The 22,129-nt window shown below is 61.5% G+C and carries 18 protein-coding genes; 10 read left to right on the top strand and 8 right to left on the bottom strand.

All coding sequences use genetic code 11. The annotated features are described in order from the left end of the window. Positions 1–37: 37 nt before the first annotated feature. Together F8O05_RS13160 and F8O05_RS13155 are read left to right on the top strand one after the other, a co-directional pair. On the top strand, positions 38–1,555 hold the full coding sequence (locus F8O05_RS13160) for a GMC family oxidoreductase (protein ID WP_158053214.1): 1,518 nt from the start codon (positions 38–40) through the stop codon (positions 1,553–1,555). A gap of 176 nt (positions 1,556–1,731) precedes the next feature. Beyond that, positions 1,732–3,165, top strand: a complete 1,434-nt coding sequence (locus F8O05_RS13155) for an MFS transporter (RefSeq protein ID WP_158053213.1) — start codon at positions 1,732–1,734, stop codon at positions 3,163–3,165. A 102-nt stretch (positions 3,166–3,267) separates the two neighbouring features. On the opposite strand, the gene F8O05_RS13150 is transcribed toward F8O05_RS13155, so the two are convergent. Then, complete coding sequence (locus tag F8O05_RS13150; RefSeq protein WP_158053212.1) at positions 3,268–4,161, bottom strand: LysR family transcriptional regulator; 894 nt, start codon at positions 4,159–4,161, stop codon at positions 3,268–3,270. A gap of 145 nt (positions 4,162–4,306) precedes the next feature. Then, complete coding sequence (locus F8O05_RS13145; protein ID WP_158053211.1) at positions 4,307–4,897, bottom strand: septum formation family protein; 591 nt, start codon at positions 4,895–4,897, stop codon at positions 4,307–4,309. 408 nt (positions 4,898–5,305) lie between these two features. Here F8O05_RS13145 and F8O05_RS13140 point away from each other — a divergent pair, with 408 nt between their 5' ends. Beyond that, positions 5,306–6,781 (top strand): NAD-dependent succinate-semialdehyde dehydrogenase, encoded by a 1,476-nt coding sequence (locus F8O05_RS13140; RefSeq protein ID WP_158053210.1) that lies wholly within the window; start codon positions 5,306–5,308, stop codon positions 6,779–6,781. A gap of 76 nt (positions 6,782–6,857) precedes the next feature. Next, positions 6,858–8,084, top strand: a complete 1,227-nt coding sequence (locus tag F8O05_RS13135; RefSeq protein WP_158053209.1) for an MFS transporter — start codon at positions 6,858–6,860, stop codon at positions 8,082–8,084. 64 nt (positions 8,085–8,148) lie between these two features. Here the strand turns inward: F8O05_RS13135 and F8O05_RS13130 are convergent, their stop codons facing one another. Next, complete coding sequence (locus F8O05_RS13130) at positions 8,149–9,018, bottom strand: RDD family protein (protein WP_225735914.1); 870 nt, start codon at positions 9,016–9,018, stop codon at positions 8,149–8,151. Positions 9,019–9,034: 16 nt separating this feature from the next. Between F8O05_RS13130 and F8O05_RS13125 the strand changes: the two genes are divergently transcribed. Continuing rightward, on the top strand, positions 9,035–10,030 hold the full coding sequence (locus F8O05_RS13125) for a stage II sporulation protein M (RefSeq protein WP_158053208.1): 996 nt from the start codon (positions 9,035–9,037) through the stop codon (positions 10,028–10,030). Between the two features lie 28 nt (positions 10,031–10,058). On the opposite strand, the gene F8O05_RS13120 is transcribed toward F8O05_RS13125, so the two are convergent. Genes F8O05_RS13120 through F8O05_RS13100 form a run of 5 tightly spaced genes read right to left on the bottom strand, consistent with a single transcriptional unit; the run spans position 10,059 to position 15,888 of the window. Continuing rightward, complete coding sequence (locus tag F8O05_RS13120; protein ID WP_158053207.1) at positions 10,059–11,366, bottom strand: DUF58 domain-containing protein; 1,308 nt, start codon at positions 11,364–11,366, stop codon at positions 10,059–10,061. A gap of 2 nt (positions 11,367–11,368) precedes the next feature. Then, positions 11,369–12,322, bottom strand: a complete 954-nt coding sequence (locus F8O05_RS13115; protein ID WP_158053206.1) for an AAA family ATPase — start codon at positions 12,320–12,322, stop codon at positions 11,369–11,371. Next, entirely contained in the window at positions 12,312–13,706 is a 1,395-nt protein-coding gene (locus tag F8O05_RS13110) for a DUF4350 domain-containing protein (RefSeq protein WP_158053205.1), read from the bottom strand. The genes F8O05_RS13115 and F8O05_RS13110 overlap by 11 nt, the downstream gene beginning before the upstream one ends. Further along, the gene (locus tag F8O05_RS13105) at positions 13,703–14,410 is read right to left on the bottom strand and encodes a DUF4129 domain-containing protein (RefSeq protein WP_158053204.1); all 708 of its coding nucleotides are present in this window, start codon (positions 14,408–14,410) and stop codon (positions 13,703–13,705) included. Before F8O05_RS13105 ends, F8O05_RS13110 begins: the two co-directional genes overlap by 4 nt. Beyond that, positions 14,410–15,888 carry a glycerophosphoryl diester phosphodiesterase membrane domain-containing protein gene (locus F8O05_RS13100; RefSeq protein WP_192497191.1) on the bottom strand — a complete coding sequence of 493 codons (1,479 nt, stop codon included), beginning with the start codon at positions 15,886–15,888 and terminating at the stop codon, positions 14,410–14,412. Before F8O05_RS13100 ends, F8O05_RS13105 begins: the two co-directional genes overlap by 1 nt. Positions 15,889–16,042: 154 nt before the next feature. Between F8O05_RS13100 and mtrA the strand changes: the two genes are divergently transcribed. From mtrA to hpf, 5 genes are all read left to right on the top strand, one after another. Then, positions 16,043–16,726: an MtrAB system response regulator MtrA gene (gene mtrA, locus F8O05_RS13095; RefSeq protein ID WP_158053202.1), complete on the top strand. Its 684-nt coding sequence runs from the start codon at positions 16,043–16,045 to the stop codon at positions 16,724–16,726. A 3-nt stretch (positions 16,727–16,729) separates the two neighbouring features. Beyond that, positions 16,730–18,637, top strand: a complete 1,908-nt coding sequence (mtrB, locus tag F8O05_RS13090) for an MtrAB system histidine kinase MtrB (protein WP_225735913.1) — start codon at positions 16,730–16,732, stop codon at positions 18,635–18,637. Next, entirely contained in the window at positions 18,634–20,328 is a 1,695-nt protein-coding gene (locus F8O05_RS13085) for an LpqB family beta-propeller domain-containing protein (protein WP_158053201.1), read from the top strand. Before mtrB ends, F8O05_RS13085 begins: the two co-directional genes overlap by 4 nt. Before the next feature lie 87 nt (positions 20,329–20,415). After that, a complete protein-coding gene (locus tag F8O05_RS13080) occupies positions 20,416–21,120 on the top strand; it encodes a ComF family protein (RefSeq protein WP_158053200.1) in 705 nt (234 codons plus the stop codon). A 134-nt stretch (positions 21,121–21,254) separates the two neighbouring features. Continuing rightward, positions 21,255–21,923 carry a ribosome hibernation-promoting factor, HPF/YfiA family gene (gene hpf / locus F8O05_RS13075; protein WP_158053199.1) on the top strand — a complete coding sequence of 223 codons (669 nt, stop codon included), beginning with the start codon at positions 21,255–21,257 and terminating at the stop codon, positions 21,921–21,923. Positions 21,924–22,129 lie beyond the last annotated feature (206 nt).

Raw genomic sequence — 22,129 nt, 5'->3', positions numbered from 1 at the left:
GGCAGCACGGACACAGCACGTTCAAAGGAGAAACCGCATGTCGCGTCACTACATCGTCGTCGGAGCAGGCTCTGCAGGCTCGGTGGTCACCCGCCGACTTCTCGACGCCGGGCACGAGGTCACCCTGCTCGAAGCGGGTCGCACCGACGAAAACCCTGCGATTCACGACATGAGTCGGATGGGGGAGCTTTGGCACAGTGAGGATGACTGGGACTACTACACCACCGCGCAGGAACACGCATCCGGCCGCAAACTGCACTGGCCCCGCGGCAAGGTGCAGGGTGGCTCGCACTCGCTGAACGCGGTGATCTGGGTGCGCGGTGCTCACGCTGACTACGACCGCTGGGAAAAGGAAGGTGCCCAGGGGTGGTCATGGCAGGATGTTGCTCCCTATTTCAAGAAGATTGAGCACACGAACCACGGTGACGATGCCCTACGCGGGCGGGATGGGCTGCTCGATATCGTCTCCGACTACGAGAAAAATCCGCTCTTTGAGTCGCTGCACGAGGCGGCGGTGCAGGCGGGTGTGCCAGCGAACCCTGACTACAACGGTGCCGACAGCGAGGGCGTGGGCTACGAGCAGCTCAACCTTCGCGACGGCAAGCGCCTATCCACCTTCCGTGCCTATGTCTACCCGGAACTGGAGAATCCGAATCTGCACGCCTACACCGGTGTCTGGGTGACCAGGCTCCTCTTTGAAGGGAACCGTGTGGTCGGAGTCCAGGCGGTTGTTGACGGTGAGACGCGAGAGTTCCGCGGTGACGAGGTCGTCCTCTCGGCTGGCGCACTCGACACCCCGCGCATCCTGCTGCTTTCGGGCGTTGGCCCCAAAGAGCACCTCGAAGAGATAGGGATCGATGTCGTGCTAGATGCGCCGGGCGTCGGCGAGAACCTCCACGACCACATTCTCGCGCCGGTCATTGTGCACGCCGATAAGCAGCAGGTCCCGGCCCCGAAACCCGGCGAACCGATCAGCCAATTGCACCACTTCACGACCTTCCGCGAAGGTAGCGATGTGCCCGACACCCAGCCGATCTACTTCATGGTGCCCATGCTCAGTGAGGGGATGGAAGCTCCGGAAAGTAGCTTCACCATCCACGCTGGGCTGGTGCAGCCGACCTCGCGCGGTACCCTGCGACTGGCCAGCGCCGACCCTGCCGAGCCGGCGCTGTTCGACCCGCAGCTGCTGTCGACGCCCGAGGACGTTGCGAGCATGGTCGCCTCGGTCAAACAATGTCGTGAGATTGCGAAGCAGCCTGCAATCGTGGATGCATGGGGCAGCGTCGAGGTCTACCCCGGTAATGAAGTGCAAACCGACGAGGAAATCGCCCAGTACGTGAGGGACAACTGCGTGACGTATCACCATCAGGTCGGCACTGCGCGGATGGGTACGGACGAACTCGCCGTGGTTGACCCGAGCACGCTGAAGGTGCGCGGGCTCGAGGGAGTGCGGGTGATCGACGCTTCGGTGATGCCCTCGGTTCCTTCCGGTAACACGAACGCGCCCTCAGTGATGATCGGCGAGCGGGGAGCGGACTTCTTGCTCGCGGACTAATTAACGCGCTGAGGCACCGTGTGACCCCTATCGGTGCCTGACTGCGAGCGCACTCGTTTGGGTGAGCAATCTGAGAAGATATATGAAACTGTATATCTAGTCGGGAATTGCTTGTAGAGTTAACGAGCGCGCTCGCAGTCGAGCGCATTCTCGTTGTTGAGAGAGACATAGGGGTAATGACTACTGAAGCCAAACCACAATTGACCGCCGCCCAGCGTCGGCGAGTGGCAGGAGCAACCATCATCGGCACCACCGTCGAGTGGTACGACTTCTTTATTTACGCGAACGCAGCCGGTCTTGTGTTCAGCCAGCTCTTCTTTGAGCCGGTTGGTGGCACGCTGGGCCAGATCATCACGTTCCTTACGGTTGGTATCTCCTTCCTCTTCCGACCGCTCGGTGCGGCGCTGGTTGGGCACTACGGTGACAAACTTGGCCGCAAGCTCATGCTGGTGATCACGCTCGTGCTCATGGGTGCCGCGACGACGCTCATTGGTTTGCTGCCCACCTACGACTCGATTGGCGTTTGGGCACCGATCCTGCTGATTCTGCTGCGCGTCCTGCAGGGTATTTCTGCCGGTGGTGAATGGGGCGGCGCGGTACTGATGGCGGTGGAATATGCCCCAGTGAACAATCGTGGCCGCTACGGAATGTACCCGCAGCTCGGTGTGCCGCTGGGTATGCTGCTCGCCACGGCGGTACTCGCACTCATGTCTGGCGTGATCTCGCCGGGTGATGCGTTCAACGAGTGGGGCTGGCGAGTGCCGTTCCTGCTGTCGATCGTCCTCGTGGTGGTCGGCTTTGTTGTGCGTCAGTCGGTGGATGAATCTCCGGTCTTCCAGGAAATCCAGGCTGCGGGCAAGCAGACGAAAATGCCGATGCTGGAGCTGTTCAAGAAGCACTGGAAGCTCGTCGTCCTGCTGGCGCTCGTATTCGCGGGCAATAACGCTTCGGGGTACATGATCACCGGTGGCTTCCTGCTGAACTACTCGACGGACCCCGCAGGCTCCCTCGCGATGGACCGAACCGCGGTGCTGAATTCGGTGACTATCGCGTCGGTGATTTGGTTGCTGGCAACCCTGTTTGCGGGTTATTTGTCCGACTGGATCGGACGCAAGAACACCTACGTGTTCGGCTGGTTGTGGATGATTTTGACGGTCTTCCCGCTGTTCTGGCTGGTCGATACCGGCAGCGTGCTGTGGCTGACGGCCGGTATGTGCATCTTCTCCGTCGGCTTGGGGCTCACTTACGGCCCGCAAGCGGCGTGGTATGCGGAGACCTTCCCCGCTTCGGTGCGTACCTCCGGCGTATCGATTTCCTATGCGCTGGGTGCCATCGTTGGTGGCGCATTCGCCCCGACGATTGCGGCCGCACTCGTGGGTGCATTCCACACGACTCTGGCTGTCTCCTTCTACCTGCTCGTGGTGATCGTACTTGGCTTATCGGCCACGCTCGTGCTGCGTGACCGTCGCGGGATTCCGCTCGACATCGAGTTCGAGGAATCTGGCCGCTACGAGCTCTTCGACCCCGACCGTCGTCCCACCGAGACGCGAGCGATCATGCTCGAATACCACGGTACCGAGGACGCTCCCGGTACCCGTCACATCAAGTAGCGCACGCAATCGCAACACTGCCCTGGAACTGGTTTCCAGGGCAGTGTTGCGTTAAGCAGGGTTGTGCTCAGCGGGCTGCGATCAACCCTGTTGCGTGAGGTGCTACGGCAGCGGATGCAACTTCCGCAATGCCGTGAGGAATGGCTCCACTCGACTGCGCGGACGGCTGGAATTCCAGAAGGCGACAACATTGGCTGCGGATGCTGGCGGGGTGATCTTCTTTTCCACAATGGTGGCGCCATCGCGCGTCTTATCGCTGAAGGAACGCACTACGAGCAGGCTCCAGCCGAGCCCGGCACCGACGAAGGAGCGTGCGAGCTCGAAGTCGTCGGTCTTGAAACGGGTTTCCACACTCACGCCAGCTTCGTCCAGAATCGCCTGGGTATTCTCCCAACTCGGCGAGCGGTCGTAGCGAACAAACGGTTCGTTCGCGAGATCGCGCAGCTGGACCGCATCCTCCCCCGCGAGCCGGTGATCCGGATGCAACGCGACATAGGGCTGCAGGCTGTGCAGGACTTCGTGATGCAAGTCTTCGTCGAGGAGATGCCCATAGCCGATCGCCAGGTCGAGGTGCCCGTTGCGGACACCATCGTGGAGCCCTTCGGCCAGCGCCGTGCCCACTTCGACCCGTAGTCCCGGATAGGTTTCCTCGAGAATGCGCACGAGCCGCGGCATCTCAGAAGGCGCGAGGGTTGGATAGCATCCCAACCGCACTGTGCCGGTGAGGGTGCCGGGGGAGAGTTCGGCGACGAGGTCATCGGCCGAGGCAAGCAAACTGCGAGCCAGTCGCACCGCACGTTCACCCTCGATCGTGAGTGCCACTCCGTGTGCCCGACGGCGCAGGAGTAGGGTCGCGTCAACAGCCTTCTCGAGCTGGGTGAGCGCGGTGGCCACGGCAGACTCAGAGATGTGCAGGGCCGTCGCGGCTGCCGCAATACTGCTGTGTTCGGCTACTGCTGAGAGGTACTCGAGCTGTCGAAGAGTGAATTGTGCCACCCAGTAAGTTCACCACACTCCGCCTACCTCGACACTCGGCTCATCCTGGTTACGCGCGGGAAACAACAAGCAGGCCGAGGAACCGTGGAATGCCGTGTTGATTCCGCGGACTTCGACCCGCTTGGGGTTCTAGAGGGCTAATTGCTTAGAGCCCGGAGCCTTCGAGGGTGCCGGTGCTGACGTTCCCCGAACCTTCACCTTCGTAGAGCATGCAGGACACGAGCCGGTCGCCGTTGTCCCAGCTGCCCTGAGTCGGCGAGAGGTACATCACGCCGAGGGTGGAGCTGCTGTAGTCGTTGCCAACAAAGTCAGTAAAGGCATCGCCGAGGCAGCCGTCGGAGACGATCTCGAGCAGTTCATCCGAGCCCTGACCGGGGAAGTCGCTCGTGGTGATCTCGAAGTCGTGGTAAACCTCAAAAGTGTGCGGCTGCGAGCAGGGGACGGTGGGGACCGTCTGTAGCTCGGTGTTTTCCATATCGGTGTCGGTGATGCAGTCACCTACGGAGAGTGCGAAGACATCCGAGTCATCGGGCTCCTGGAAGGTGGTCTCTTCCTCTTCCTCGGTCTCGGTGGTGGTCGTCTCTTCGGTGGTCGTCTCGACCTTGTCGCCTCGTTCGCCGCGAGTCTCCTCCGGCTCGTCACCGCCGCCGATTCCTAACAGAGAACAGCCTGCGAGCATCAGGCTCGCGGCAGCGAAGGCTGCAATGGATGCGGGGATGCGCAGTTTCGAAGTCATGGAAGTCCTTTGGTTGGGAAGGGGATAGGGATTCGGGAAGGAAACTTCGCCGGGTAATACCCAAGAGACTATTGCTATTGAGCCGCCAATGCGTCATCCGGACAAGGGAGAAAATGGCGGACTTCTGTAGTTCGACAGAACTATTGCTGCGCGACCACAGCGCGATGTGGCAACATACACTTGTTGCCTCGGGGGATGCCGTGTTCCCCCCTAGGCGACGTTCAGTTACTGCGGGTACTCGTACCCGCGTTCCTAGTCGCTATGCACAATTATTCATCCGAATCTCGTGCCACTGTATGAAACAGTTGTCCGGGAGATGGGTGTAGCGTTCTATATCGTGCGAAGTTGCGCGAAGTCGCGACGGCGCGTGAAGCGCGCGTACACGAATCATTCATGAGGAGCACAGTTATGACCTTCCCAAATGAGGCCGACCTCATTGCCAAGATCCCCACGCAGCTGTTCATTGGCGGCGAATGGGTAGACGGTGAGAACGAACCGTTCGCAGTCCTTGACCCCTCGACTGGCAAGGTGTTGACGCACGTTGCAAACGCGACTCCCGCGCAGGGTACTGCGGCACTCGACGCCGCAGTGGCAGTCAAAGAATCGTGGGCACGTACGCCGGCTCGCGAGCGTTCGGAGATCCTCCGCAAAGCATTCGAGCGTGTCATCGAACTGCGTGATGAGTTCGCACTGCTGATGACCATCGAAATGGGTAAGCCGCTGCCGGAAGCTCAGGGTGAAGTGAACTACGGTGCCGAGTTCCTCCGCTGGTTTGCCGAAGAGGGTCCCCGCGTGATTGGTCGCTATGGCGCCACTCCCGAGGGCAATGCACGGATGCTCGTGTCGAAGCACCCGGTTGGCCCTTGCTTCCTGATTACTCCTTGGAACTTCCCGCTCGCGATGGCAACCCGCAAGATCGGTCCGGCACTTGCCGCCGGTAACACCGTGGTTGTCAAGCCCGCATCCCTCACCCCGCTGACCACCCTGTATCTCGTGAAGGTCTTCGAAGAGGTGGGCCTGCCCAAGGGTGTCATTAACGTCATCACCACTCGCGACACCGCCGGTGTCTCGAACGTGATCATGGAAGACGACCGTCTGCGCAAGGTCTCCTTCACCGGTTCGACCCCGGTTGGTGTGAACCTCATGAAGCAGGCTGCCGAAAAGGTTCTGCGTACCTCGATGGAACTCGGCGGCAACGCTCCGTTCGTTGTCTTCGAAGATGCCGACCTCGACAAGGCTGTGGACGGCGTCATCGCTGCGAAGTTCCGCAACATCGGTCAGGCCTGCACCGCGGCGAACCGCATCTACGTGCAGAAGTCGATTGCTGACGAGTTCAGCAAGCGGGTTGCTGAGCGCGTCGGTTCCTTCAAGATGGGCCGCGGTACCGAAGACGGCGTCATCATCGGCCCACTCGTGGAAGAAAAGGCCGTCAACAAGGTCGCCGAGATGGTTGAGGACGCCAAGTCGAAGGGCGCCGAGGTTGTCATCGGTGGTAACCGTGGCACCGGTGAGGGCTTCTTCTTTGAGGCCACCGTGCTCAACAACGTCAGCCTTGACTCGCAGGTTGTGACCGACGAGATCTTTGGTCCGGTGCTGCCGATCGTGCAGTTCGAGGATGAAGCCGAAGCTGTCAAGCTCGCGAACTCTTCGGAGTACGGCCTGATGTCCTACGTCTTCACCGAGGACTTCAACCGCGGCCAGCGCATGATCGACGCGATCGAGTCGGGCATGATGGGGCTCAACATCGGCGTGCTCTCGAACGCAGCGGCACCGTTCGGTGGCGTGAAGATGTCGGGTGTGGGTAAGGAAGGCTCCTTCGAAGGTATCGAAGAGTACCTCTACACCAAGTACACCGCTGTGCCGGATCCCTACGCCGGTCAGTAAGGATTTGAAGGCCGAAAGTCTCAACCGGTAGGCCATCAGATAGGCGCCTCGGGCGCGTGGGCATATGCTGAACTTCATGTCAGTACCCGCGCCCGAGGCGCCTCGTCGTGCACCGGCAATTTTGCTCATCGTCCTGATGATCGCGATGGCAGCTGGTCCCGTCTTCAACTTTGCGTTGAGCGCGTTGAGCGCCACCGTCCTCGAAGAGTTTGAGATCTCCGAGAGTCAATACGGCTTCTTACTGACGCTGATTTTTGTGAGCGCGGGAATCACCTCAGCGTTTATCGGCCGCCTGGCCGATCGGATTGATGCGCGCATCCAAATCACCATCATCATCGGTGGCACGCTGATCGCAATGCTCGTGAGCGCGAGCTACCACGCCTATTGGGTCTTGGTTATTGCGGCACTCCTTGCCGGTCCCGCGCAGTCACTATCAAACCCGCTCACGAACCGCATTATTGGCGCGCGGGTGCCGACCAAGCAGCGCTCCACGTGGATGGGCTGGAAACAGTCGGGTGTGCAGATGGGCATGCTGATTTCCGGGCTGCTCTTTCCAGTCATTGCGGCGGTAGCTGGTTGGCGGGGCGCGGCACTCGTTGGTGCCGCCGTGCTTGTGCCAGCGCTGGTGCTGTCCTGGGTGGTGATCTCCCGACTACGGCTGCCGAAGCCCGGGCATACCCAGCCGATCACCACGAGTATCGAGTTACCCAAGCAGTCAAAGAAGATGCCCTTGGCGGTGTGGCTCTTTGCCGTGGTGTCGTTCCTGAACGCGGTGGGTACGCAGGGCGTGAATGGCTTCGCCTCCCTCTTCGCGGTAAATGCGATGGGCTATTCGATCACCATTGCCGGGTTGATGCTCGGGGTGATTGGTGTCTTTGGCATCCTGAGCCGTATCGGTTGGGGGCGCGTGAGCGGGAAGCTCGGTAAGCCAGCGCCGCTGATTATCGTGATGAGCCTCGGCGGTGTGGTCGGGCTCGGATTCTTGGTTGCCGCGGAGCGCACACAGATCGACGCCTTGATGTGGCTAGGCGTGGTGTTCCATGCCGTGTTGCCCTTGGCCGCGAATGTGGTGATTAATTCGGGCATTGTGGATGCGGCGCCCAAGGGGAGAATCGGCGTCGCCTCGGGGCTTGTGGCCGCGGGGATGTACCTCGGGTTCTCACTCGGCCCGGCCATCGTCGGCACGATCGTGGATCTCACCGGCACGTTCACGATGGGATGGGTCGCGGTGGCGATCACCTACATCGGCTGCTTTGCTGTGGCGCTCGTGCTGTTGCGGGTACAGCGACAGCCTTCGAACTAGGAGATTGTTTGGCGGTTCGCAGCAAGCCGTGACCAGAAGCGCAAACGTCCGCGGTGGGGCCGAGCTAGCCGCGATACGGAAACGCGTGTGGCAACTGGTCGAGCGATGCGGTGAGCCGCTCCACGCGAGCCTGCCGGCCGACGATGCCCTGCAATTCTCGATCACGTCGCAGCACAGCGACGCCGAGTAGGAAGGTCTCGGCATCCACATCCGGGATTGGATGCACGAACGGCCGCACCTGTCGCGCCACTACTCCGGCAAGGTGCTTCCGAGCCCGCGGATCAAGGCGAGCGGCCTGCATGAAGAAGTCGTGCATCCGTCGAGCCACCCGATCGGGGAGCTTGGAGACATCAGCGACCATCGCCCAACCCTGCAATACCGGTGGCAATGGCAGGTTTTGGGGGAGGGGACGCTTTACCCGTTCGAGCTGCGCGTAGGTACCCGCGAGCATGTCGCCGAGACGCTTCGCTCGAGCATTGAAGAGTCCCGTCAGTAGCGCGACCGCGCCGAAGGAGACATAGATCTCCAGCAGCCCCAGCAGCCCGCGAATCAGCGCATGACGAAAACCGATCGCGCCACCGTCATCACGCACGACCCGCAAGCCAAAAATAAGCTTCCCCAGCGAGCGACCGTGGCTGAGTGTCTCAACAACGACCGGCACAAAAATGAACCACAGCACGAGCCACGTGATTTGAATGGCAAAGAACCACGCGTCTTCGAGCCGAATTCCGGTGCTGACGATATACGTCTCGAGCACCCAGCCCAATGCCAGGACGGACACGATGTATGCGCCCATGACCACAATGACGTCGATGATCGCGGATCCGGCGCGGCTCACGAACCCCGCGGCAGGGACACCCAGCGCAACACCCTCACCAATGACAATGTCGTCGTCCTCGTGCGTGGTGCTGGCCGCTGGCGTGGAGGTCATCATGTAATCATTGCATCACATGGATATCGACGCGTACTCGACAGCGCACCGCGGCAAATGGGAGCGTTTGCGCGATCTCGCGCGCAAACGCAGTCTTGATGGTGCAGAATCCGACGAACTCATTGCGGGATATCAGTCGGCGGCAACCGACCTCTCGGCACTGCGAACTACCTACGGAGAGACCGCGGAGACGACCGCGCTGTCGGTCACGCTTTCGCAGGCACGGATGCGCTTCACTCGCGTTCGCCGCAATCCGCTGCTCGTGTTGCGTGAGTTTTTCGTGGAGCAATTGCCCGCCTCGCTGTACCGAGTGCGCTGGTGGACGCTCGCAGCCGCGGTGCTCACCGTGGGCATTGCGGCGCTGTCGTACCTGTGGCACGCGGCGAATCCCGAATTGCTGTCCTTCTATGGCACCGAGGCCGGGCTCAAGCAGTTCGCGGAGGAAGACTTCATCAACTACTACTCGGAGTATTCCGAGTCGGCATTCGCTGCCCGGGTATTCACGAATAATGCCTATATCGCCTTGCAATGTATTGCCTTCGGCATCACGGGGGTGTGGCCGATCATGGTGATTATTCAGAACGCCGTGAGCCTCGGCACCTCGGCAGCGCTGCTGGCTTCCTTCGGGCACCTCGACGTGTTCTTCCTGTGGATCGCCCCGCACGGTCTACTCGAGCTCACGATGGTGTTTGTGGCCGCGGGGGCAGGGTTTGCGGTGTTCTGGTCGTTCGTGGTGCCCGGCAACCGCACCCGTATGGAAGCAGTTGGGCGTGCCGGACGGACGCTCATTATCGTGGCGGTCGGAACCACAATCTTCCTGTTTATTTCCGGGCTCATCGAGGGTTTCGTGACCCGACAGGACTGGCCATGGGCCGTGAAGATCGGGATTGGCGCGCTCGCCCTGGGCAGCTATTTGGCGTACGCCCTCATCCTCGGTAGGCGCGCGCACCGCGCCGGTCACGACGGCGACCTGCGCGAGTCAGAAGCCGGGTACCAGCGTGTCCACGCGGACTAACGCAGTGGTTCTCGCGTGCGCAGGACGCCTAGAGCCGACCGGCCTTTTTCAGCTCCAGGTACCGGTCCGCCACGCGCGGCGGCAGCTCGTAGGGGGTCGCGGTGATCGCATCTGCGCCGAGTCGAGTCATGGTGCGACGCACCTGCGCGGCGTCGAACATGGCTCGTTCCGCCGCGGCTGCACGCATCACTTCGTCCCGGTCGGAGAGCTGCTCGGCAAGTTCGGCAGTTTCGGGGTCAGTGATGGACGCCACCATCACCAGGTGTTGGTGAGTGATCGATGGCAGCATCTCGAGCAACCCGCGCGAGGTACCGAAGTTGTCGGCGGTGGACAGGAGCACGACGAGAGCTCGGTGCGTAGTGACCTCGCGCACGAGCCGGGGCACCTCCTGCCAATTCATTTCAATCAGCTCGGGTTCGACGTTCGCCATGGCATTGGTAATTTGCGAAAGCAGCACCGATCCGGTGAACCCCTGCACGCGGGCTCGCACGCGCTGGTCGAAGGCGATCAAATCCACTCGATCGCCCGCGCGGGTGGCGAGGGCGGCGAGGAGTAACGCCGATTCGATTGCGGTGTCGAGCCGGGTTTCATCTTCGATGCGGGCGGCAGCGGTACGGCCCGAGTCGATCACAATAATGACCCGGCGATCTCGTTCGGGGCGCCAGGTGCGCACGACAAGTTCCTGCTTGCGGGCGGTCGCGCGCCAGTCGATCGAGCGCACATCGTCACCGCGCACGTAGTCGCGCAGCGAGTCAAACTCGGTACCCTGGCCGCGCACCTGCAGGGTGGTTTGACCATCCAATTCGCGCAGTCGGGCAATTCGTGAGGGCAGGTGCTTCCGCGCATTAAACGGCGGCAGGATGCGCACGCGTCCGGGTGCGCGCAGCACGGCTTGGCGGGCGGTCAGGTGCATCGGACCCCAGGAACGGACTACCGCAAATTCGCTGCGACGATCGCCGCGGCGCCAGGGCTGTAACACCGTGTGAATCGACCGGCGTTCCCTGACGGGAATACTGAGCTTTTCGCGCATCCGCGGTGCACCGGCGGAGGGCTCCCACCCGTCGCGGACGACTGCGCGCAGGTGCCGCGGTCCGAGGTTCGTCACATACAGCGTGGATGTTACCGCTTCACCGAGGCGACTGCGTGCCGGCAAGTCGCGTTCGAGCGCAACCTTCCGTGCGGGTGCCGCGAGCAGCCAGTCGACCGCGCCCAGCAGCAGCCAGATTCCGACCACCAGGCCGAGCATGCCGAAGGCACTGCTGGGGGAAGTGCCGAAAAGCATGATCGGCAGCATCCCCACCAGCAGCAATCCGACGTAGATTCCGCTGATCGCCATTATTAGATTGGCACCTGCACCTGTTGCATGATCGAGCGCAGAATCGAGTCGCTCGAGACGCCCTCGATTTCGGCTTCCGGTTCGAGGGCGAGGCGGTGGCGCCAGGTGGGGATCACCATGCGCTGCACGTGGTCGGGCGTGACCGCGTCATAGCCATAGAGATACGCGCTGGCCTTGGCGGTATTCAGCAGTGCAGTTGCACCACGCGGCGAGACCCCCATGCGTACCGAGGGTGACTGTCGAGTCGCACGGGCGAGATCGACGAGGTACGCGAGAATATCGCCGCTCACCCGCGTGGCATGGGACTCCGTCTGCGCCTGGCGCAGCTCCTCCGCACTGAGCACCTTGTGGACCCCCGCCGCCTGCAGATCGCGCGGGTTGAACCCGCCCGCGTGGCGACGCAACACCTCGATCTCGGCGTCACGCGGCGGCAAATCGAGCACCAGCTTGAGCAGGAATCGGTCCAACTGCGCCTCGGGCAGGGTGTACGTACCCTCATATTCGATGGGGTTCATGGTCGCAGCGACCATGAACGGGGCTGGCAGCGGGCGGGTGACACCGTCGGCGGAAACTTGCCGCTCTTCCATCGCTTCGAGCAGGGAAGACTGGGTTTTTGGCGGGGTGCGGTTGATTTCATCGGCAAGCAGAAGGTTCGTGAATACCGGGCCGTCGCGGAACTCAAAATCACCGATCTTGTTGTTGAAGACGAGTGATCCGGTCACGTCTCCCGGCATCATGTCCGGCGTGAACTGCACCCGCTTGGTGTCAAGCTCGAGCACCTGGCTGAGGGTGCGCACGAGCAGGGTTTTTGCGGTGCCGGGGACACCTTCGAGCAGTACGTGGCCGCCCGAGAGCAGCGCGATCACGAGCCCCTCAACGGCGAGGTCTTGACCGACGACGGATTTCGCGACCTCGGCGCGAACCTGCCCGAGTTTGGCGCGGATCTCATTCGTCATGCTGGCTTCCCTGCTTTCGTTTCGTGTGGTCGGAGGTCTTGTGGACGTGAGGTTTGGTGGGTTTTGAACGGCCGGTGGTGGCGCGCACGCGTCGTTCGAGCTCGGCTACCGCATTGGCGAGGTCGACGAGTTCCCGGTCTGATTGCGGTTCACCCGTGAGCAGCACCCGGTGCGCGTGTTCGCGCGGTACGCCAGCGAGGCCGGCGGTGGCGGCGATGACCTCTTCGGTGGATGCACCGGGGCCCACGCCGCTCAGATCGGCAAGTCTCGAGATGGTACCGACGCGGATCGAGTCGAGCGCGCGTAGCCGCGAATTGCTCGCATCATAGAGTCGGGCGCGGCCCTCGAGGGTCTCGTTCGCGGGGACCGTCACCGGGAGGCGTTCGGTCACCAGCGGCCCAAATCGGCGGCCGCGCCAGATGATCGTGGCAAAGCCCGCGAGGTAGATGAGCAGCAGCACCGGCAGCAGCCACTGTGGAATATAAGAGCCGAAGGTCGGGCCACCGTCTGCCGCGTTGTCGGCCGGATTAGCGGTGTACCAGATCAGGTGCTCATTCGATCCGAGGAGCTGGATCGCCATCGCGGCGTTCGCGTCCTTGACGATCGATTCATTCGTGAGGTTCTGCTGCGCTCCGAGCACCGCGATTTCTGTGCTGCCGGTCGAGGTCTCGACCGAACCGATTACGAGCGCATAGCCGTCTCGGACTTGATAGCAGCCCTGCGCATCCGGAGCCGGTTCGAATTCGCGACCGCCGAGATTGGTGATGCTCGGGGCATTCTCGCCGAAGCTCCCCGGGCAACCTGTTGCCTCGAAGGTGTCCGGCATTGACTCGTTGATCACTTCACCGTCGGCGTCAGTACGGGGCGAGTAATTGCCCTCGAATTCTGCAATCTCACCGCTAAGCGCCTGCGAAGGGAAGGAGCTTGTCAGCACCACGATCCGGTCAGCCCCGACCTCGAGCAGGTCTGCCCAGTCCTGATCCTGCAGCGTGTAATACGGGTCTTCGACCACGAGTGTTTTTGTGCCGGATGCGGCGAGAGCGGAATCGAGGTCTGCGACATTTTCGGCGTGGAAGAAATCCACTCCGTGCTTATCGATGACGGTGACGAGTCCTTTTGCGCCGTTCGGCGCGGGGGAGGTCGGGTCAAGGAAGCGGTTCGAATTCAGCGCGAGCCCGCCAAACGTTGCAATCGTAACGAGCCCGACAAGGATCAGAATGAGTGTGCCCCAGAACCAACGCTGGTTGCGTTGCCACCACTGGCGCGCATCCGGAGTGAGCGACTCTGCGGCGTTCATTGCTTCGCGGACTTCCGGCTGTGCCTCGGAAGAGTCAATCGGCCCGGACGCGGCCCCCGGTTTCGGCTGGATATTGGTCGTGGTCATCGCACCACCGTTTCGACGGGGATGAGTGTCGCGGGCCGTGCCGTTTCGATCCGGAGATCAAGATCTCGCACGGAGGCGTAGGTGTCGGCATTGGCACCGCGCTCGAGATAGCGCACCGCATCGAAGGCGTTGGCTGCCTGTCGGAGCGCTCGCAATTCATCCGGGAATGGCGTGGCAGCAGCCTGCGCGACCCCCTGCGCGGTCGTTCCAGGACGCATCGAGATGAGCGTGCGGTCGCTGAGTGAACGGCTGATCGCACGGAATCGTTCGGTGGTGGCCAGTGCCCAGTCTTCCGCACGCGCGGCGGCGTCCGCGGCCGCACGAAGTTCTGTCACCGAGCGGTTGTCGTCCTCAAGGAATACCGACTGGTTTGCGGCTCGGCGACGGGCGATTGCCTTGGGGCGGCCGAATATGGCCACCACAATAACCACCGCAACGATACCGAGAATGACGAATATCCACACCGGGTTAATGCCGAAGGCACCCGAACCGTCCACGGTAAATAGGGAAGCGATCCAGTCCCAGAGCTTGTTGAAAAAGACGTCAATCGGGTTGGGCTTCGCGTTCTGGTATTCCGGCTTCGCGAGTTCCTCGATTAGCCAGTTTCGCGCGGTGTCCTCATCGGGTTCGAGCGGAGGTTCGTTCGCGCGCAAAACAGGGATGCCCTGGCCGAGTCTCCCAAATATCACAAGCTGCAGCGACATCACTCGCGCGTGCCACCGGTCGACGGGTTGTCAGTATTGCCGCCCTGTCCATAGCCACCCTGGCCATAAGGGCTCTGCTCAGGAGCATCCTGACCGTAGCCACTCTGCTCGTAGCCACCCTGGCTGAGGTCAGACTGCCCGTAACCGCCTTGCCCGGAGCCGTAACCGGGCTGAGCCGGGTAGCTCGGACCGCCATAACCAGGCGCCCCATAGCCGGGCGCCCCGTATCCTGGCGTCCCTTGGACTGGCGCCTGATATCCCATTGGGTAGGCGGGAGCGCCATAGGGTTCGGGCTTTGGCAGGGGACCGAGGTCGGGCGCGAGCCACGGGTTCTGCTCCGGTTCGCGACCTTCCGCATACGCTTCGGCAGCACCTTGCAGGTGGATGTTTAGACCTTCCTTACGCATCCGCAGGTCGGTGTACATAATGGCCGCGTTACCGGTCACGAGTACCTGCCCGACCGCAGCGATCAGGACTGACAGCAGCAAGGAAATCCCCAGCAGCACGATCATGATCGCAATGAAGCCACCCTCTTGTCCTTCCGCGATGTCACCCGTTGGGGTGATGAACGCCGGGATAATGCTCATCACGAGGCTGATCGCGCCGCCCACCACTTGCGACATCGTTTGGATGATGACCTGCAGCAGCAGCAGAATGCCGAAGGTACGCCAGAAATAGCCGTTCGAAAGCTTCCAGGAGCGACGAATCGACTGGATTGGACCGAGCTTCTCCAGCACGATCGCGGGCATCGCAAAGGTGAGTTTGGTGCCGATCCACACAGCGGCCACGAAGAATCCAAGCCCGAGCAGAATGGTCAGCAGGATCACCAGCAGCATCCCGACACCACTGTCACTTGTGCCAAGCCAGACGGCGAGCGCAATCAGCAATCCGAGTATGACCGAGGCCACCAGGATCACCGCGAAGTAGAGCCCGAAGAATCCGAGGATGGGCCAAAAGCGGGACCAGCCAAAATTGAGCGTCTCGCCCAATTTGGCTTTCTGACTCAGGATGCCCTTGGCCACAACCTGCACGATCACGACTTGTAGCAGTGCCGAGCCAATGAGGGACACGATGATTCCCGGCAGAATCGACAGCAAGAGCCAGCCGGGCAGGGCCGAGTTCAATAGCGCGGCATCCTCCGAACCGGCCATGATGATGCGGTTCGACGCCCACACCCCCACGAGGATCGGCAGCCCGGCGGCAAGGAGTGCGGTAATACCCTGCACAACGAGCGCGGAGCCGATGGAAATGCCAGCATTCACACGCAACAGCTTGAAGGTAGAGCCGAAGATTTCCCCAAACGATAGGGGGCGCAGTGGGATCAGTCCGGCTTTCGGGGCAGGGGTCCAACCATTTGACGGTTGGGTGGGGCCCTGCGAGCCAGTGGACTCGTAGTCCCAAGATGCGGCGCCACCTGGGAAAGGTTGCTGCTGCGGGTACGGCTGGGGTCCGGGCTGGCCTGGGTACTGATCTGTCACCAGTTCATCGTTGCATACACCTCTGTACACGGCGCCAAGCTCACACGTTCGGAGGGAGCAACAGGGTACTCTGGCATGAGGTAGGGCGGGTTTCGATACGGCAATATCGTTACCGCGCACCATTCGAAGTGTGCTTAGACGAAAGGGAGCCGGCTTGTCCGAGAAGATTCTGGTAGTTGACGACGACACCGCTCTCGCTGAAATGATCGGCATCGTTCTGGGTGCCGAAGGGTATGAGCCGGAATTCTGCGCCGACGGTGCCAAAGCTGTGGACCGGTTTCGCGAAGTCGACCCGGACCTCGTGCTACTCGATGTGATGTTGCCCGGCATGGACGGCATCGAAATCTGTGGCCGTATCCGAGCCGAGTCAGGCGTTCCCATCATTATGTTGACCGCGAAGTCTGACACGACCGATGTCGTACGAGGGCTTGAAGCAGGTGCCGATGACTACATCGTGAAGCCCTTCAACCCGAAAGAGCTGATCGCACGCATCAAGACCCGTCTGCGCTCAACGCCGACGGAGAACACCGAAATGATTCGCGTCGGTGACCTCACCATTAACGTCGCGGCGCACGAAGTGTTGCGAGGCGATGAATCCATCAACCTCACGCCGCTGGAATTCGATCTGCTGCTGACGCTCGCATCCACCCCGAACAAAGTCTTTAGCCGCGAAGAGCTGCTTGAGCAGGTCTGGGGCTACCAGTACAAGGCCGACACTCGCCTGGTGAACGTGCACGTGCAGCGGTTACGCGCGAAGGTCGAGATCGACCCGGACCAGCCGAAGATCGTGGCCACGGTGCGGGGCGTCGGCTACCGCGCCGGGCACACCCCCGCGTAGCGTATGCCGCAATCCTGGCTGCAGCGATTTCGAGACTCCCGGCGGGAGCCGGATAACGAGGTGGAGTCGATCACCCTCTCCCCGAGTTTCACAAGCGATGAAGATGATTTTGGGCGAGGCGAAGCCCTGCCCGGAAAATGGTGGCGCCCGAGTGGTCTCATCGCCAACATCCGCTATATGTGGAGCACCTCGCTGCCATTTCGTACGACCCTAATCGCCGTGGTGCTGACCACCGCGACGGTAGTGATCGTCGCGATTGTGATGGGGAATACCATCGCGCGCGACCTGGATGCGAGTCGCACGAATCAGGCGCTGCAAGAGGCTGATCATGCGGTCAGCAGCGCCCAGGCAACATTTGACCAGGGTCTGGAAACCGACGAGCTCGCTATCACTGCGCTTCGAAAAGAAGCCCTGGATGCGGCCATTGCGCGGGCCCCAAACGCGAGCGGCTACGCCTTCTACCGTGCCGAGAGTTCCAGCGCGGGTAGCGCCGCACTGCAGGACATTGCTTCGGCGGATGTGCCACCCGGGCTCGTCAGCGACGCAATGCGGACAGCCCTCCAAGAGGACCCCGGCACCGTGGTCTATCAGTCGGTGGCACTCGAACGTGAGGATGGCCGGGTGGAACCCGGGCTCGTGGTCGGCTCGACGGTGAGTGTGCCTTCCGCGGGCACGTACGAGCTCTACCTCGTGTATTCGATGCAGCCATCGCAAGACACACTCGACTTCGTGCAGCGCACGCTGACAATCTCCATGGCCATCCTCGTGTTGATGGTTGGTGCAATCGTCGGCGGCATCATGCGCGCCGTGATTCGACCGATTCGTGTGGCCGCTCGCACCTCGCGGCGCCTCGCCTCCGGGCATCTGGAGGAGCGCATCCCCGAACGCGGCAATGACGATATCGGGACCCTGGCACGTTCCTTCAATGACATGGCCGATAACCTGCAGCGGCAAATTGAGCAGCTGGAGGATCTCTCGAAGGTGCAGCAGCGATTCGTATCGGATGTGTCGCACGAACTGCGTACGCCACTAACCACTATTCGACTCGCGGCCGGCATCGTGTACACGCGTAAAGACGACCTCGACCCGACCGTGGCTCGCTCGGCGGAACTGCTGCAAGACCAGATCGCGCGCTTCGAACTGCTGCTTGCGGACCTGCTGGAAATTTCCCGCTATGACGCCGGTGCGGTGCAGCTATTGCGCAAGCCAAATGACCTTACGCACCTCGCTGAAGACGTCATTGAAACCATGACCCAGGTGGCGGCGGAGCAGGGCGAAGCACTCATCCTGCGCGCCACCTCGGCGAGCATCGAGGCCGAGTTCGATGAGCGACGCGTGAACCGAGTAGTCCGAAACCTGGTCGCCAATGCGATCGAGCACGGTGAAGGTAAACCCATTGTCGTGTCGGTCGATGCGAATGCGACCGCCGTGGCGATTTCGGTGCGTGACTACGGCGTGGGAATGACGGACGAACAGCAATCTCAGGTGTTTTCACGGTTCTGGCGCGCGGATCCCTCACGAAAGCGCACCATGGGTGGCTCGGGTCTGGGGCTGGCAATCTCGCAAGAAGACGCACAACTGCACAACGGTCGACTCGAGTTGTGGTCGGTGCCGGAGCTCGGTTCCAACTTCCGACTCACGCTGCCTCGCCACGTGGATGAACAGATCGTTTCTTCGCCGCTGCCTCTGGTTCCGGAAGATGCCGGGGCGCACACTTACACCGCGGATGCGAGCGAGGGTTTGGTCAACCCCTTCGACGATCAGGGGATGGAGACCCAGCCGATTGATCTGCCAATGCTCGGTGATTTGGGGGAGGGCCGCTGGGAATATCGCGCTGAAACCGACCCTGATACCGGTGGCTTCCCGATCGATTCTTCCGGTGCTAAACCCGCGAAGGGAGAAGAAAAGTGAAGCGGCTGCGTGCATCCCTCGTCGCCGGGCTCGGCGCATTCTTGGTGATTGTGCTGGTGGCCTGCGCGCAGATTCCGCTCTCCGGGCCGGTGCAGGAGGGGAACCAGCAGGAAGACGATACGGTTCAGGACATTCGGTACTATCCGGCCGGACCCGAGACGGGAGCGAGTCGGGAAGAGATCGTGCAGGGGTTCATCGACGCCGGCACCGGTTCGCAAGATGACTACGCGATCGCCCGAGAATTCCTCACTGACAGCGCAGCGCAATCCTGGACACCAGAACAGCGCGTGCTCGTCAGCGACGGGCAGGCTTCGATGAAGGCTGGCACGAGCGACGAGATTACGGTGTCGGTGCCGACATACGGTGAGGTGGACCGGCACGGGGTGTATCGAGAGTCGGTGGAATCGAGCGCCGCGACCCTTGAATTTTCACTCGTCCAAGTGGACGGCGAATGGCGAATTTCTGAGCTGCCAGATGGGATCGTGCTGATCCAGCAAGCTTTTGCGGACCTCTTTGAATCCCACACGCTGGTCTTCTTTGACGGTCAGCAGCGGTTCACTTCGCCGGACTTGCGCTGGTTCCCAGATGACACCCGCAATCTGACTCGTGCGGTGGAAGAGCTCCTCGCAGGCCCCGCGGAGTGGATGCTTCCCGGCGATGCGGTCACTTCGGCGTTCCCCGAGGGCGCGGCGCTGATGTCTTCGGTGCGGCTCAACGGCACGACCGCCGTGGTCAATTTTTCTGAGGCCGTCTCGAATACCTCAGCGAGCGCGCTGTCGCTCATGCGGTTGCAGTTGGAACAGACGCTTACCGCGTTCCCGGAAGTGTCCTCGATTGAGATGCAGGTCAACGGCGCCAGGCTTGACGTATCCCTGCCCTCGGCGGATACCGTAATTACGTCGCCGCAGGTGAATTCCTCACCACTGGTACAACAGGGCAACACCCTTGGGTACCTCAGCGGCGGCGCAATCACGCCGCCGGACGGCTCCGAAAATGTGCTTGCCGAAGTTGAGCGTCTTGAGCCGATTCGCGGCGCCCTCTCGGCCTCGCGCCAAACGGTGGCGCTGCTCACCGATAACGGCACCTATGCGATGAGCTTTGGGGATGCGCAGGCCACGTTCATTGACGGACGTGGCGGCCAGGTGGAACCCGCGCTCGATAATTGGGACTGGGTGTGGACGCAATCCACCACAGATACCGGCTTGTATCTCACGAAAATTGGTGACTATCACACCTTCGAGATTCGCTTGCCGCAGGGTATTTCACCAGAGTTCGTCTCCCATCAAGTCTCCCGAGACGGCACCCGCATCGCGTTTCTCTACGAAACGAGCGACGGTGTGGAATTGGCCATCGCACCGATTGTTCGCGACGAATCGGGTACCCCCATCCTGCTTGGTGATCCGCTGATCATGGACCTTCCCGGGGAAGAACCAAACGATGTGGCCTGGGTTGATTCGACCTCGGTAGCAATGTTGATTTCAAGCGGTGAGGGCACCACCGATGTGCGTCTCTACCAGGTCGGTGGCAACTTCACGACACTCGGCAGTATTCCCTCGGCGATGCAGACGGCGGGCTCGAACACCCTCGCCGGGATGCGTGTGATTGACCGTCAAGGCACGCTCTACGCGCCGCGGGGGACGCGTTGGCAGGCCTCAGACGTGGTGGTCACCTTCCTGTACGCGCAGGTGTAGTCGTCGTTATCCACAGGCCCGCTGCCCACGGCTTGGGCCTGTGGACGCTTGAGGCCCGGCTGCGATCATTTCGCGCACACTGGTGGGGTGCTCCCGAAACTCCAGCCACTTCGCGACGCGCTGGCGACCCTTTTCCCGGTCAGCTGCGGCGGTTGCGGAGCCTCGGATACGCGGCTGTGCCGCGAGTGTCTGGATGCCCTGGGTTGCGCGGTTGACCCGGGCCTCGATGAGTTTCCGGACTTAGAGCTGCGAGTGATCTCGGCGATGCCCTATGTACCGGAGCTGCAGACCGTGCTCGATTCGTTTAAGGAACGTGGGCGGGCGGACCTCGCCAAAGAACTGTCCTCACTATTACGCATCTCGCTGCGGCGAATCGGGACACTCGTGCGCACCGAGGACGGCTCGGGTGTAGCTTCGACTGCGCGAAGCGATGAGCCCCTGTTACTTATCCCGGTGCCCTCAACAAAACTGGCTCGCGCGCGGCGCGGCTATGACCACATCCAATTGCTGCTCGAACGAGCGGTGCCGAAATCCCGACCGGTCGCGGCACTTCGACATGCGCGGAAGGTCGCCGATCAATCCCGCCTCGATCGACAGGCGCGAGTGCAGAATCTGCACGGCGCATTCGCGGCCAGTCCGATGGTGCGCGGTCGACGCTGCGTGGTGGTGGATGACCTGCTCACCACCGGTGCGACCCTCGCGGAAGCGACGCGGGCACTGCGAGCGGCCGGTGCGATCGTCATAGGAGCTGCGGTAGTTGCGCGCGTGGAGCGTAAATACCACACGGATTAATTCTATAAATGTCATCCCGGAGAACTCTCAAGGACGCCCAGGAAAGGTTTGCCTATGATGTTGGGACACAACACATTCCAGCTCGGGATGTAGGCGGAAACTCTTACTCCCGAGTTTCTACAAAGGAGGGTGAGATGGACGTCACCATCAGCGGCCGCAACACTGAAATCCCGGACCGTTTCCGTGAGTATGCGGATGAAAAGGTCACTGCGAAGGTGCAGCAGCTCTCCGGTCGCGCCCAGTCTGTCGAAGTCAAGGTCAAGAAGCGTACTGACCGTGCCGGTAATGACCTTGATCGAGGCAAGGTAGAAATCACGATTTTCGGTCCCTTCCCGACGATCCGTGCTGAGGCAGAGGCTGGTGACAAGTACGCCGCATTCGACATCGCGCTGGACAAGCTCGTTGAACGTCTGCGTCGCGCAAAAGACAAGAAGAAGGCTCACCGCGGGCAGAGCCTCGCCGAGGCTGCGGCAGGGGATTTTGCCGACCTCGACATCGTTCCCGCAGACACCGGCATCATCGATGTCGTCTCTGGCAAGGCAGCACCGGTTGCCGGCGCCGAGTCCAACGAAGACGACTACGAGGTCTACAACCCGATCGTGATCCGCGAGAAGGTTTTTGCTCCTAAGACCATGACTGCCAACGAGGCGGTCGACCACATGGAGCTCCTCGGCCACGACTTCTTCCTGTTTATCGAGGCAGACACCGACCGTCCTTCGGTGGTCTACCGTCGCCGCGGTTGGGATTACGGTGTGATCTCGCTCGGCGATGAAAAAGCAGCGCAAGAAGCGACCGTCGCCTAGTCGACATCAGTTGCGTTCTCTCTAGACTGAAAACGATGCCCCACCGGCCACCCGGTGGGGCATCGTTTTCAGTTGTACATACAGCATCCGCCATGCGTCGGTTGTGAGGCTGAGGCCGAAAATAGCGAAAACCTGGTGTTGGCATTCATAGTGGCAAAGTACGATGTCACGATGGCCCGGGGTGTGTCGCGCGGTTTTTCGCTGCT

This window comes from Gulosibacter chungangensis, from assembly GCF_008831155.1.
Lineage (GTDB): Bacteria > Actinomycetota > Actinomycetes > Actinomycetales > Microbacteriaceae > Gulosibacter > Gulosibacter chungangensis.
This window is presented reverse-complemented; position numbering and strand designations above follow the sequence as displayed.

Coding starts and splice junctions, on each gene's coding strand:
- F8O05_RS13160 (WP_158053214.1), top strand. CDS start 38: ATGTCGCGTCACTACATCGTCGTCGGAGCAGGCTCTGCAGGCTCGGTG.
- F8O05_RS13155 (WP_158053213.1), top strand. CDS start 1,732: ATGACTACTGAAGCCAAACCACAATTGACCGCCGCCCAGCGTCGGCGA.
- F8O05_RS13145 (WP_158053211.1), bottom strand. CDS start 4,897: ATGACTTCGAAACTGCGCATCCCCGCATCCATTGCAGCCTTCGCTGCC.
- F8O05_RS13140 (WP_158053210.1), top strand. CDS start 5,306: ATGACCTTCCCAAATGAGGCCGACCTCATTGCCAAGATCCCCACGCAG.
- F8O05_RS13135 (WP_158053209.1), top strand. CDS start 6,858: ATGTCAGTACCCGCGCCCGAGGCGCCTCGTCGTGCACCGGCAATTTTG.
- F8O05_RS13130 (WP_225735914.1), bottom strand. CDS start 9,018: ATGATGACCTCCACGCCAGCGGCCAGCACCACGCACGAGGACGACGAC.
- F8O05_RS13125 (WP_158053208.1), top strand. CDS start 9,035: ATGGATATCGACGCGTACTCGACAGCGCACCGCGGCAAATGGGAGCGT.
- F8O05_RS13120 (WP_158053207.1), bottom strand. CDS start 11,366: ATGGCGATCAGCGGAATCTACGTCGGATTGCTGCTGGTGGGGATGCTG.
- F8O05_RS13115 (WP_158053206.1), bottom strand. CDS start 12,322: ATGACGAATGAGATCCGCGCCAAACTCGGGCAGGTTCGCGCCGAGGTC.
- F8O05_RS13110 (WP_158053205.1), bottom strand. CDS start 13,706: ATGACCACGACCAATATCCAGCCGAAACCGGGGGCCGCGTCCGGGCCG.
- F8O05_RS13105 (WP_158053204.1), bottom strand. CDS start 14,410: ATGTCGCTGCAGCTTGTGATATTTGGGAGACTCGGCCAGGGCATCCCT.
- mtrB (WP_225735913.1), top strand. CDS start 16,730: ATGCCGCAATCCTGGCTGCAGCGATTTCGAGACTCCCGGCGGGAGCCG.
- hpf (WP_158053199.1), top strand. CDS start 21,255: ATGGACGTCACCATCAGCGGCCGCAACACTGAAATCCCGGACCGTTTC.